Origin of the sequence: Streptococcus ovuberis, from assembly GCF_012396585.1 — a bacterium.
Lineage (GTDB): Bacteria > Bacillota > Bacilli > Lactobacillales > Streptococcaceae > Streptococcus > Streptococcus ovuberis.
Genome location: NZ_JAAXPR010000010.1, coordinates 19,476 through 31,657 on the forward strand (window position 1 = coordinate 19,476; position 12,182 = coordinate 31,657).

General features: G+C 41.9%; 13 protein-coding genes. All 13 read left to right on the forward strand.

The window, feature by feature from the left end; all coding sequences use genetic code 11:
- Nucleotides 1-376 precede the first annotated feature (376 nt).
- The 13 genes from HF992_RS06540 (at nucleotide 377) to HF992_RS06600 (ending at nucleotide 12,140) form a co-directional block, all read left to right on the forward strand.
- Nucleotides 377-985 (forward strand): hypothetical protein, encoded by a 609-nt coding sequence (locus HF992_RS06540; RefSeq protein ID WP_168549252.1) that lies wholly within the window; start codon nucleotides 377-379, stop codon nucleotides 983-985.
- A 106-nt stretch (nucleotides 986-1,091) separates the two neighbouring features.
- On the forward strand, nucleotides 1,092-1,994 hold the full coding sequence (gene murB / locus HF992_RS06545) for a UDP-N-acetylmuramate dehydrogenase (protein WP_168549253.1): 903 nt from the start codon (nucleotides 1,092-1,094) through the stop codon (nucleotides 1,992-1,994).
- A gap of 34 nt (nucleotides 1,995-2,028) precedes the next feature.
- On the forward strand, nucleotides 2,029-3,189 hold the full coding sequence (locus HF992_RS06550; RefSeq protein WP_168549254.1) for a polyamine ABC transporter ATP-binding protein: 1,161 nt from the start codon (nucleotides 2,029-2,031) through the stop codon (nucleotides 3,187-3,189).
- Nucleotides 3,170-3,976: an ABC transporter permease gene (locus tag HF992_RS06555; protein WP_168549255.1), complete on the forward strand. Its 807-nt coding sequence runs from the start codon at nucleotides 3,170-3,172 to the stop codon at nucleotides 3,974-3,976. The genes HF992_RS06550 and HF992_RS06555 overlap by 20 nt, the downstream gene beginning before the upstream one ends.
- Nucleotides 3,973-4,743, forward strand: a complete 771-nt coding sequence (locus HF992_RS06560) for an ABC transporter permease (protein ID WP_168549256.1) — start codon at nucleotides 3,973-3,975, stop codon at nucleotides 4,741-4,743. The genes HF992_RS06555 and HF992_RS06560 overlap by 4 nt, the downstream gene beginning before the upstream one ends.
- Nucleotides 4,743-5,813, forward strand: a complete 1,071-nt coding sequence (locus HF992_RS06565; RefSeq protein WP_168549257.1) for an ABC transporter substrate-binding protein — start codon at nucleotides 4,743-4,745, stop codon at nucleotides 5,811-5,813. Before HF992_RS06560 ends, HF992_RS06565 begins: the two co-directional genes overlap by 1 nt.
- Nucleotides 5,814-5,827: 14 nt before the next feature.
- Complete coding sequence (locus HF992_RS06570; protein WP_168549258.1) at nucleotides 5,828-7,363, forward strand: ClC family H(+)/Cl(-) exchange transporter; 1,536 nt, start codon at nucleotides 5,828-5,830, stop codon at nucleotides 7,361-7,363.
- 271 nt (nucleotides 7,364-7,634) lie between these two features.
- Nucleotides 7,635-8,531: an aminoglycoside phosphotransferase family protein gene (locus HF992_RS06575; protein WP_168549259.1), complete on the forward strand. Its 897-nt coding sequence runs from the start codon at nucleotides 7,635-7,637 to the stop codon at nucleotides 8,529-8,531.
- Nucleotides 8,532-8,584: 53 nt separating this feature from the next.
- On the forward strand, nucleotides 8,585-9,211 hold the full coding sequence (gene nth / locus HF992_RS06580) for an endonuclease III (RefSeq protein WP_168549260.1): 627 nt from the start codon (nucleotides 8,585-8,587) through the stop codon (nucleotides 9,209-9,211).
- Between the two features lie 45 nt (nucleotides 9,212-9,256).
- The gene (locus tag HF992_RS06585) at nucleotides 9,257-9,961 is read left to right on the forward strand and encodes a pseudouridine synthase (RefSeq protein WP_210729437.1); all 705 of its coding nucleotides are present in this window, start codon (nucleotides 9,257-9,259) and stop codon (nucleotides 9,959-9,961) included.
- Nucleotides 9,962-10,333: 372 nt separating this feature from the next.
- Nucleotides 10,334-11,314 carry a GMP reductase gene (gene guaC / locus HF992_RS06590; protein WP_168549261.1) on the forward strand — a complete coding sequence of 327 codons (981 nt, stop codon included), beginning with the start codon at nucleotides 10,334-10,336 and terminating at the stop codon, nucleotides 11,312-11,314.
- Nucleotides 11,315-11,394: 80 nt separating this feature from the next.
- Nucleotides 11,395-11,922, forward strand: a complete 528-nt coding sequence (locus HF992_RS06595; RefSeq protein ID WP_168549262.1) for a hypothetical protein — start codon at nucleotides 11,395-11,397, stop codon at nucleotides 11,920-11,922.
- Between the two features lie 2 nt (nucleotides 11,923-11,924).
- Nucleotides 11,925-12,140, forward strand: a complete 216-nt coding sequence (locus tag HF992_RS06600; RefSeq protein WP_168549263.1) for a helix-turn-helix domain-containing protein — start codon at nucleotides 11,925-11,927, stop codon at nucleotides 12,138-12,140.
- Nucleotides 12,141-12,182 lie beyond the last annotated feature (42 nt).

The following is a 12,182-nucleotide window of genomic DNA, read 5'->3' on the forward strand; positions in this document are numbered from 1 at the left end:
GCTTAGCTGGTGGTTTTCTCATTTTTCTCTCCGAGAAAAACTGGCTGGAAGCCATAATACAAGAAGCCTTACAACAATTAGGGTTGAGCTATGATCAAGAAGCAAATGTTCTTTTTGGAGTTTATCATGGCTTTCTAGTTTACCTTTCAGAAGTAAACAGTGGGAATAGCAAGATTTATACCCTAACGACAACGGCTATTCGAAATGGTGAGGGATTGCAAAAGAGCTTTGGAAAGAACTAAAGACTCACTCAGATAAGTCTATCACAGCGGTGTCAGCTAAACAGTATAAGATAACAGCTCTCCTCCGGCATCGACTTACAAAGGGGAAGAGGCCTGCTGACATCCAGCAGGCTCTAGAGTCTTTAATAAACTTTTTGACAGATCACGGATTTGTAGCAGCTTGTGAAGACACAGGGCAAACAAGTGACTTGGGTATCTATACAGTTAGTGGAGCTGTACGGATTTTATCGGAGAATGCTTACACGCAATACGTAAAGAATCTGGATACATCTGAACAATTATACGGTCAAAGCTCTGAAAATTATATCCTTGGTACTGTAGGTGCATTCCTAGGTTCTTTGATTGGAGTAGCCTTAATTGTCATCTTAGGACAATTAGGTTTCGTCGCAGCATTTTCAGGAATTGTAATGGGGATTGCAACGGTTAAGGGATATGAGCTTCTAGCAAAAAAATTCTCTAAGGTTGCAGCCGTTATCTGTTTAGTGATTGTTGTGGCGATGACTTACTTTGCCAATGAATTAGATTGGGCACTATTAGTTGCTCGCGTAGCTGAAATTGATATCATCACAGCCTTCCAAGGTCTGTCAGAATTGAAGACTTTAGAATATATCGATATGACAGACTACACCACTAATTTATTGATGTTATTTGCCTTTACACTGATTACAGCAGGTTTAACTATCTTTGGAGCCCTTAAAGACAATGCTAATAAATTTGTAACACATCCACTAACAGAAGACTAACCGAAACCACCCAGTAAATGAATATTGGGTGGTATTTTTTCGATTTTTCTTCAGTTTTCTGGTATAATGGTAGAGGCTATGCCAAATTTTCAATGAAAGAATCATCATGTCACATTATCAAAACCTACAGTCGTTTTTTGAAGGAATCGACTTTAAAGAAAATGAACCCTTAAAGCATTATACCTACACCAAGGTGGGAGGGGCAGCGGATGTCTTGTTTTTCCCTAAAAACAAGTATGAGCTGGCCAAGATTGTCCGCTATGCCAATGAACACGAGATTCCCTGGATGGTTCTGGGAAATGCGAGTAATATCATTATTCGCGATAAAGGAATCCGTGGTTTTGTCATCATGTTTAATAAGCTCAACACGGTAACCGTCAATGGTTATACGATTGAGGCAGAAGCAGGGGCTAATCTGATTGAAACCACAAGGATTGCCCTTTACCATTCGTTGACAGGCTTTGAATTTGCCTGTGGCATACCAGGATCTATTGGTGGTGCAGTTTATATGAATGCGGGCGCATATGGCGGTGAAATATCAGCGGTTTTGGTGTCTGCTCAGCTTCTGAACAAAGATGGTGAAATCAGGACAGTTGACGGTCGGGACATGAAGTTCGGTTACCGCCATTCTATCGTCCAAGATAATGGTGCGATCGTCATCTCCGCAAAATTTGCCTTAAAACCAGGCGTTTATGAAACCATTCAACATGAAATGAACCGTTTAACCCATTTGCGTGAATTGAAGCAACCATTGGAGTACCCTTCTTGTGGGTCTGTTTTCAAAAGACCTGTCGGACATTTTGCAGGTCAGTTAATCATGGAGGCTGGCCTCAAGGGTTACCGTATAGGTGGGGTTGAAGTGTCAGAAAAACATGCTGGTTTTATGATTAATGTCGCTGATGGCACTGCCTCAGATTACGAGGCTTTGATTGACCATGTGATTGCTAAGGTTCAGGAGCAGTCAGGTATTACACTAGAGCGTGAAGTGCGTATCATTGGAGAAGGTTAGTCTTTAATGACTAGTAAAAAAAGGAGGAGCAGCCGTGACTGAAAAACAGCCGATCATTGCATTTAAGAACGTCTCTAAAGTCTATGAAGATAATGGGACGGTTGTGCTTAAAAATATCAACTTTGAACTGGAAGAAGGAAAGTTTTACACACTTTTAGGAGCGTCTGGTTCAGGGAAATCAACGATTTTAAACATTATTGCAGGCCTACTGGATGCGACTAGTGGGGATGTTTATCTAGATGGCGAGCGGATCAATGATGTGCCGACCAACAAAAGAGATGTGCATACGGTCTTTCAGTCTTACGCCCTCTTTCCTCATATGACTGTGTTTGAAAATGTGGCCTTTTCGCTCAAATTACGTAAGGTGGAAAAAGCTGAAATCGAGCGACGTGTCAAGGAAGCCTTGAAGATGGTGCGTTTGGAAGGCTATGAGAACCGTTCCATTCAGAAGCTATCTGGTGGGCAGCGTCAGCGGGTAGCCATCGCACGTGCCATTATCAATCGCCCGCGTGTAGTCCTTTTGGACGAACCTTTGTCTGCGCTTGATTTGAAGCTTCGTACAGAAATGCAATACGAACTGCGCGAACTGCAACAGGATTTGGGGATTACCTTTGTCTTTGTGACGCATGATCAAGAAGAAGCCCTTGCCATGAGTGATTGGATTTTTGTCATGAATGAAGGCGAAATTGTTCAGTCTGGAACCCCTGTAGATATCTATGATGAGCCGATTAACCACTTTGTAGCGACCTTTATTGGGGAGTCCAATATCCTCCCAGGCATCATGATCGAAGACTACCTCGTAGAATTTAACGGCAAACGTTTTGAAGCGGTTGACGGTGGGATGAAGCCTAATGAACCGATCGAAGTCGTGATTAGACCGGAAGACTTGCAGATTACCTTGCCAGAAGAAGGGAAATTGCAGGTGAAGGTAGATACCCAGCTCTTTCGCGGTGTGCACTACGAGATTATTGCCTATGATGAATTGGGCAACGAGTGGATGATTCATTCGACCCGTAAAGCAATTGTCGGCGAAGTCATTGGACTGGATTTTGAACCGGAAGATATCCACATCATGCGCCTCAATGAAACTGAAGAAGAGTTCGATGCCCGTATTGAAGAATATGTTGAAATCGAAGAGCCAGAAGAAGGCTTGATTAATGCCATCGAGGAGGAACGTGATGAAGAAAACCTCTAGTCTTCTCTCTTTGCCCTACTGGCTTTGGCTAGTCTTCTTTGTCTTTGTGCCACTAGGGCTTATCATCTGGCAATCTTTCTTTGATATTCATGGGAATTTTACCCTATCCAACTATCAAACGTACTTTACTTCGCCTAATGCGACCTACCTCAAGATGAGTCTAAACTCGGTTCTCTATGCAGGAATTATCACTCTAGTGACCTTGGTCCTTGCTTATCCGACCGCTTATTTTCTGACCAAGCTCAAGCACAAGCAGCTCTGGTTGATGCTCATCATCTTACCAACATGGGTTAACCTTTTGCTCAAGGCGTATGCCTTTATTGGGATTTTTGGCAATAGCGGAGCCATCAATTCATTTCTGAGCTTTTTAGGATTAGCTCCAAAGCAACTCTTGTTTACAGACTTTGCCTTTATTTTTGTCGCCAGCTACATTGAGTTGCCTTTCATGATGTTGCCTATCTTTAATATTTTGGATGATTTGGATCCTAACTTGATTGCAGCCAGTAAAGACTTAGGTGCTAACAATTGGCAGACCTTCACCAAGGTTATTTTCCCTCTTTCTATGAATGGGGTTAGATCAGGGATTCAAGCTGTCTTTATCCCATCACTCAGCCTCTTTATGTTGACCCGTTTGATTGGTGGAAACCGTGTCATCACGCTAGGGACAGCCATAGAGCAACACTTTTTGACCACCCAGAATTGGGGGATGGGTTCAACGATTGGAGTGGTTTTGATTTTGGCCATGCTTCTGATCATGTGGGCGACGAAAGAGAGGGCTAAAGGATGAAAAAAATTGCGAATATCTACCTAATCATCGTCTTTCTCATTCTCTACTTACCCATTTTTTACTTGATTTATTATGCTTTCAATAGTGGTGGGACTATGAATGGTTTTGAAGGCTTTACTTGGGAGCACTTCCAGGCGGTCTTTGACGATAGTCGGCTCATGTTGATTGTTGCGCAAACCTTTCTTCTAGCGTTCTTAAGTTCCTTGATTGCCACTATTATCGGTACCTTTGGTGCCATCTATATTTACCAGTTGCGTCGACGGTATCAGGAGAGCCTCCTATCTGCTAACAATATCTTAATGGTTGCGCCTGATGTGATGATTGGGGCGTCCTTCTTGATTCTCTTTACGATGATTGGTTTCCAACTAGGTTTTGTCTCCGTCTTATTGAGCCACGTGGCCTTCTCTATCCCGATTGTAGTGTTGATGGTTTTGCCAAGACTTAAAGAAATGAATGACGATATGATTCTAGCGGCATTTGACTTGGGAGCTACCAGAAGCCAGATGTTTCGTGAAATTATGCTGCCTTACTTAACACCCGCAATTATTGCAGGTTATTTTATGGCCTTTACCTATTCTTTGGATGATTTTGCGGTGACCTTTTTTGTAACGGGAAATGGCTTCTCCACGCTTTCTGTAGAAATCTACTCTCGAGCCCGGCAAGGGATTTCCCTTGAAATCAATGCCCTGTCAGCTCTGGTCTTTCTTTTCTCGATTATACTGGTTATCGGATATTACTTTATTTCGCGTGAAAAGGAGGACATTTAATGAAACGATTGCTATCATTTTTTGTGGGCGTTTTAACGATTATTCTCCTCTTGACAGGATTGAGCCTCACCATGTCTGCCCAGAAGGATTCTGGTAGCACTGGCAAGTTGGTGATTTACAACTGGGGAGATTACATTGATCCTGATTTACTGAAAGAATTCACGGCAGAAACAGGTATCCAAGTCGATTATCAAACTTTTGATTCAAATGAATCGATGTATACCAAGATCAAGCAAGGAGGGACGACTTATGACATTGCTGTCCCATCTGAGTACATGATTTCTAAAATGATTGAAGAAGACATGCTGTTGCCGATTGACCATCATCAAATCACAGGAATGGAAAATCTTGGTAAGGAATTTATCAATCAGTCTTTTGACCCAGGAAACAAGTTCTCTGTTCCTTATTTCTGGGGAACGCTTGGCATCATCTACAATACCAAAATGGTTAAAGAAGCTCCGCTTGAATGGGAAGATCTTTGGAAAGAAGAGTACCGCAACAATATTATGTTGATTGACGGGGCTCGTGAAGGAATGGGCATTGGGCTACAGAGTTTAGGCTATAGCCTCAACTCACAAAATCCAAACGAATTGCATGAAGCCGCTGAAAAACTCTATCAATTGACGCCTAATATTAAGGCCATTGTTGCAGATGAAATCAAGGGCTATATGATTCAAGGAGAAGCTGCGGTGGCAGTCAGTTTTTCAGGGGAAGCTAGCGAGATGCTAGATGGTAATGAAGACTTGGTTTATGTCGTTCCTTCAAAAGGGAGCAACCTCTGGTTTGACAATATAGTAATCCCAAAAACAGCTAAAAACATTGACGGAGCACATGCCTTCATCAGTTTTATGCTCCGTCCAGAAAACGCTCTTCGAAATGCTGAATATGTCGGTTATTCAACGCCGAATAACGTTGCAAAAGCAATGTTAGATGAAGAGACCCGTGAGGATCAGGCTTTTTACCCAAGTGGTGAAACACTGGATAATCTTGAAGTTTACGATAACCTGGGTAAAGAGTTACTCGGAGATTACAATGATTTGTACCTTCAGTTTAAAATGTATCGGAAATAATAGTGGAATAAAAAATGGAACAATCAAACAAAGAATTTAACTATGCCTCCAGCTCCATTCTGGTCTCTGTCTTGAGAGGGATTGTTGTTGGTTTGGCAGTTGGGTTAGTGGTTAGCCTATTTCGATTGTTTATCGGACATAGTTTTGAATGGCTGGTCCATCTTTATCAAATGGCACGACAAAATCTGTTCGTGCTTTTTGCTATTGCAGTAGGCTATTTTGTACTGACTCTTTTTATAGCCTTTTTAGCCAAAGGAGAAAAGGGCATCCGCGGATCAGGCATCCCCCAAGTAGAGGGGGAATTAAAAGGGTTGATGACCTCGAATTGGTGGGAAATTCTGTGGCGAAAATTTATGGGTGGTATGTTAGCTATTTCAAGCGGACTCATGTTAGGGCGAGAAGGTCCCTCCATTCAGTTAGGGGCTATGACGGCTAAAGGAGTGGCCAGTCACTTTAAACTAAGTCCGTTAGAAACCAGGGTTTTGATAGCAAGTGGTGCCGCGGCTGGTTTATCCGCAGCCTTTAACGCGCCCATTGCGGGCTTGCTTTTTGTGATTGAAGAGGTATACCGCCATTTTTCCCGTCTTGTCTGGATAACGACTTTGACTGCGAGCCTCGTTGCTAATGCTGTTTCTCAATGGATGTTTGGCTTGTCGCCAGCCTTGCATCTTCCGATTTCGCTACCTGCTTTGGATTTTCACCAATATTGGCTTTTGATTTTAACTGGAGCATTTCTTGGACTTGCTGGCTATGTCTACGAACGTGTCATTCTAGCCATGCCCAAATTCTACAAAAAAATGGGAGATGCCCTTCAGCTAACACCCGATTTCTATCCACTCATCCCATTTTCACTCATTATGCCAATTGGTCTATTGTTTCCTAAATTATTAGGCGGCGGCCATGAGCTAATCGTTCATTTACCACACGCGCAGACAAGTTTAACGATGTTACTGGTATTCTTTGTTATTCGTTTTTGTATGAGCATGTTAAGCTATGGTTCGGGTTTGCCAGGCGGAATTTTCTTGCCGATATTGGCTCTTGGTTCTGTCTTAGGCTTGCTGATTGGCCATGTTCTGCTGGGATTAGGTCTAATCGTATCAGAAGATTTACCACTCTTTATTGTACTGGGGATGGCTGGTTATTTTGGGGCCATTTCAAAGGCTCCCCTAACAGGGATTGTACTGGTTACGGAGATGGTCGGGGATATGCAGCAATTGATGCCGATTGGAATTGTGATGTTGTCGTCTTATATTGTCATGGATTTATGTCACGGAGTGCCAATTTATGAAGCGATGTTAGAAAAAATGCTTCCAGAACATGCCAATGAAACTACTAGAGTGACTCTGATTGAAATTCCAGTATCTGAGAAGATTGCAGGAAGACGTGTGGCGGACCTTACATTACCAGATGGCGTCTTGATTACTGGTCAAGGCACACCTGGTCATGTGGAGGTTGTCAATGGTCAAAGCAAGCTGTATCTAGGAAATACCATTCATCTAGTGGTCCAAACCCATAAAATTGATGTTGTCAAATCTATTTTATTAGATTAGCACGTCTTTCTTCTTAGCAGCTGAATTCTTGGTATAAAAAAGCCCAAAAGTACCTCTTTTGGTCTAACCAATAAGACATTATAGCAGAAGCGACGATAGTATCTAGTACTCATTTTTCTATAGTATTGCGAAAAATGCCAAGATTGTGGCCAGTAACCAGTAAGATGTTATCCAGTATATTATCCGTCATTCTACAAAAGAGCAATTCGTTGATTACCTGAAAACACAACTCAGTATTGTAAATACAAACGACTAGAATGGATGTTACGTTATGTCATTATTATCAAAAAGAGATCTGTCGAATTTGCAAGAGATTACCAAAGGCTATTCTTCAGAAAAAAAGTACAAAATAGTTGGTGATCAAGCCTATTTCTTGAAAATTTCCCCTCTATCCTTTGCGGAACGTAAACGATTAGAGATGAAATACCTGAGGGATCTATCGACCACTTCATTAAAACAAGCTCAGTTGTTAGAGGTTGCGTTTCAGGAAGATAAAATGCTTAGCCTGTACAACTGGATTGATGGGAAAGATTTTCGAGATCTTGCGACTACCTTATCCGCTCAAGAACTTTATGCTTACGGCATACAGGCTGGAAGTTACCTAAGGGACATTCATAGTCTGCCGATTGATGAGAAACCACTCAATTGGGAAGAGCACTATAGGGCTAAAATCAATCGAAAAATAGCTGCTTTTTCAGAAGTTCACACCCTGTATCCAGATGGCTCTCTTTTTATCGATTTTATTGAGAATCATAGCTACTTGCTTCAACATCGTCCGCAAAGTTTATGCCACGGTGACTACCATGTGGGCAATCTAATGATCGAACACCCTTCTAATGAGCTTGTCGTTATTGACTTTGGCTCGTTAGAAATTGGTGATCCGTACGAAGAGTTTAATCGCATGATATGGAATGCTCAACTTTCAGAAGAGTTTGCGACGGGACTTATCCATGGTTATTTTAAGGAAAAACAGATTCCAGAAAAGTTTTGGGGTCTAATGGCTCTCTACATGGCGACAGACGTCATTGGTTCCATCCCTTGGGCCATACCCTTTGGTGAGCAACAAGTTCAAACCATGATAGAACGAGCAGAAGCTGTGCTGGATTGGTATCAAAAGTTTGAGCAGAGGATTCCTAGTTTCTATAAAGGGGAAGCCTCGCGTTTCTAAACGCCTGGTCGCTATGGTATAATGAGTATAGGAAATACTACGAAGGAGGTTCCATGGTTTTATCCAAGAAAAAAGCCCGCCATGTGATTGAAGAAATTATTGCCCTATTCCCAGATGCTCAGCCAAGTTTGGACTTCCGAAACCATTTTGAATTGGTCTGTGCAGTCCTGTTATCCGCTCAAACAACCGATGCGGCGGTTAACAAGGCAACCCCTGGCTTATTTGCAGCTTATCCAACTCCTCAAGCCATGGCAGCGGCAGATGTGGCTGACATTGCAAGGTATATTTCGAGATTAGGACTCTACCGCAACAAGGCTAAATTTTTAAAAGAATGTGCCCAACAACTCTTAGATAGGCATGATGGTGTGGTGCCACAAACGCGTGAAGAATTAGAAGCCTTATCCGGCGTTGGACGAAAAACCGCCAATGTGGTTCTAAGTGTTGGGTTTGGTATTCCAGCCTTTGCGGTTGACACACATGTATCAAGAATCTGTAAACACCATCAGATTGTTAAACAATCCGCGACACCGCTGGAAATTGAAAAACGGGTCATGGATATCTTACCGCCAGAGCGTTGGCTAGCCGCTCATCAGGCTATGATTTACTTTGGCCGCGCCATCTGCCACCCCAAAAATCCAGAGTGCGATCAGTACCCGCAACTTTATCAGTTTGAGGAATAAGGTTTCTAAAGAACGGAAAATAGCATAGAGAAAGGAAAGCAGTGCTTGAGATTAGATAAATTTATCGTAGCAGTAGGAGCAGGATCACGTAGTCAGGCCAAGACTATGGTCAAAGCTAAACGCTTAACAGTGAATGGTCAAGTTGCTAAAAAATCAGACCTGGCTGTCAATGAGCAAGAAGATCAGATTTGTCTTGATGGCGAGGTGCTAGTTTACAGTGAATTTGACTACCTGATGCTCAACAAGCCTGCTGGTGTGATTTCGGCCACAGAAGACCCTCAAGAGCGGACTGTTTTAGATCTTCTCCCTGCTCGCTATCATCGGGTAGCTCCTGTTGGACGTTTGGATAAGGATACGGTGGGGCTTTTGCTGTTGACTAACGATGGTCACTTAAATCATAACCTGCTTTCTCCTAAAAAGCATGTTGACAAATGTTACGAGGTTACTTTAGCTGCCCCTTGTCAGCCAGATTATAAAGAAAAAATGCAAGCGGGTGTTGTTTTGGAAGATGGCTATGTCTGCTTACCGGCGCGGATTGATTGGCAAGACGACATCCCCCATATTGCCTATCTTACCATCCAGGAAGGCAAATTTCATCAAGTCAAGCGTATGTTTGCTGCACTAGGTAATCAGGTAACCCACCTTAAACGCATAAGGATGGGCAGTCTCGTCTTAGATGAGCATCTTGCGGCCGGAGAATTTCGCCAGCTGACCGAGGAAGAAGTCCGACAATTAAAAGGAAAAAGATGAGACTGGGATAAACGTCCTAGTTTCTTCATTTTATTATCGTAAGGAAGTAAAACACAGCGATTGAGTAAGGCTCTAATACATGTGTTTCAGCGTCTTTTAGAGTCAACCTCAACTAGGTTGGAATCCAAAATCGGTCATTCGTCAGAATTCAATTCTAGGGACATACGCTATTTGTCTCGCACCTTCGGAGTGAGACGGATTAAAACTGTATAATCGAAATAAAGTTCGATTTTTACGAACTTTATTTCTTTTTTAAAACCATTTTCTGTTATTTTGCCGATTATTGCGGTAAAATAAATCATGGAAGCGCCCAAGAAGCGTAGCGATGCATTTGCATAGGTAGGTCATTTTCTTAAAATTGAGGTGGAAACCATGTTTGATATGCCTGTTTTCGATTACGAAGATATCCAATTGATCCCTAATAAGTGTATTGTCAAGAGTCGTTCTGAAGCTGATACGCGCATTACCTTTGGTGGACATCGTTTTAAACTTCCTGTTGTTCCAGCCAATATGCAAACCATTATTGATGAGAACCTGGCGGAGCATTTGGCTTCTGAAGGTTACTTTTACATCATGCACCGCTTTGAGGAAGACAAACGCAAACCTTTCATTGCTAAAATGCACCAAAAAGGTCTCATTGCTTCTATTTCAGTTGGAGTTAAAGAGTATGAATATGATTTTGTGCGCTCCTTAAAAGACGATGCACCTGAATTTATCACCATTGATATCGCGCATGGTCACTCAGATTCTGTGATTAACATGATTAAGCACATCAAGGCGGAATTGCCTAATACCTTTGTGATTGCAGGAAATGTTGGGACGCCGGAAGCGGTTCGCGAATTGGAAAATGCAGGGGCGGATGCAACGAAGGTCGGAATTGGACCAGGAAAAGTTTGTATCACCAAGGTCAAGACTGGTTTTGGGACTGGTGGTTGGCAATTGGCTGCCCTACGCTGGTGTGCCAAGGCTGCCCGTAAGCCAATTATTGCAGACGGTGGCATTCGGACACACGGTGATATTGCGAAGTCTATTCGTTTTGGAGCGAGCATGGTCATGATCGGCTCACTGTTTGCAAGTCACAATGAGAGCCCAGGAGAAACGATCGAAGTTGATGGTAAGGAATTCAAAGAATACTACGGCTCAGCTTCCCAATTCCAAAAGGGCGAGTACAAAAACGTCGAAGGGAAGAAAATCCTACTGCCAACCAAAGGTAGCATCTTTAACACTTTGATTGAAATGGAACAAGATCTCCAATCTTCCATTTCCTATGCTGGCGGCAAGGACTTAGAAAGCTTGACCAAGGTCAACTATGTTATCGTTAAAAATTCTATCTGGAACGGGGATAGTTTATAAGGATAAAGTCACGCAAGTCGTGGCTTTTTATAATGTCTTTTTTTGAATCAATTGCTAAACACTTAATTTGGAGGTTGAAAATGGTCAGAAGTGCTATTTTTCAAATGGCTATTTTAATTGCTAAGATAGGTCAATGGTTCTTGACTTTCCTGGCAGGAGGAATCTGCCTAGGCTTGTTAGTGGCGATATTCAGAGGAGATTTAATAGAGGCCTCGTTAACACAGGGTTATCCAGGAAACTTTCAATCAGTCTCGAACTTTCTAGTCATTTTGGTATTATTACTTGCCATAGTCATCGTCTCATTGATGATTTATGTGGCGATTTGTACACAGTCACTTTTAAGAGAAATGAGAGATGATAGAATCTTTATCTTAAAAAATATTCACTTACTTTATAGAATTTTATTTTGCCTCATCGCGATTACTTTATTACAGATGATTGCCAAGGTGGGATTTTCGGTGATAGAGATCAATAATGTGAGCCAGTTATCCGATTTTACCTTTCAAGATTATTGGTTTCACCTCATTCTAATCGGAATTTCTTGTCTGGGAATCTTAGTTTTAAAAAGAGGCTATCAGGTTGAAACAGACTATAATGAGATCATCTAACAATGGAAACGATTAAAATCAATTTAGATAAAATCTTAAAGGATCGTCAAGTTACTTCTAAAGAATTAGCGGAAAAAATTGGAATTACAGAAGCTAATTTATCAATCTTAAAGACTGGAAAGGCTAAAGGGATTCGATTTAACACCCTGATAAATATCTGTCGTGTTTTAAAATGTCAACCGGGAGATATTCTGGAATATGTCATTAATGACAATTAAAGGTCTCTTAATGAGATCCGGTTATATCACTAATAAAAAGGA

Excerpts from the sequence above, each read along its gene's own strand:
- murB (WP_168549253.1), top strand. The coding sequence starts at position 1,092 with ATGTCACATTATCAAAACCTACAGTCGTTTTTTGAAGGAATCGACTTT.
- HF992_RS06560 (WP_168549256.1), top strand. The coding sequence starts at position 3,973 with ATGAAAAAAATTGCGAATATCTACCTAATCATCGTCTTTCTCATTCTC.
- HF992_RS06600 (WP_168549263.1), top strand. The coding sequence starts at position 11,925 with ATGGAAACGATTAAAATCAATTTAGATAAAATCTTAAAGGATCGTCAA.
- HF992_RS06570 (WP_168549258.1), top strand. The coding sequence starts at position 5,828 with ATGGAACAATCAAACAAAGAATTTAACTATGCCTCCAGCTCCATTCTG.
- HF992_RS06595 (WP_168549262.1), top strand. The coding sequence starts at position 11,395 with ATGGTCAGAAGTGCTATTTTTCAAATGGCTATTTTAATTGCTAAGATA.
- HF992_RS06575 (WP_168549259.1), top strand. The coding sequence starts at position 7,635 with ATGTCATTATTATCAAAAAGAGATCTGTCGAATTTGCAAGAGATTACC.
- HF992_RS06565 (WP_168549257.1), top strand. The coding sequence starts at position 4,743 with ATGAAACGATTGCTATCATTTTTTGTGGGCGTTTTAACGATTATTCTC.
- nth (WP_168549260.1), top strand. The coding sequence starts at position 8,585 with ATGGTTTTATCCAAGAAAAAAGCCCGCCATGTGATTGAAGAAATTATT.
- guaC (WP_168549261.1), top strand. The coding sequence starts at position 10,334 with ATGTTTGATATGCCTGTTTTCGATTACGAAGATATCCAATTGATCCCT.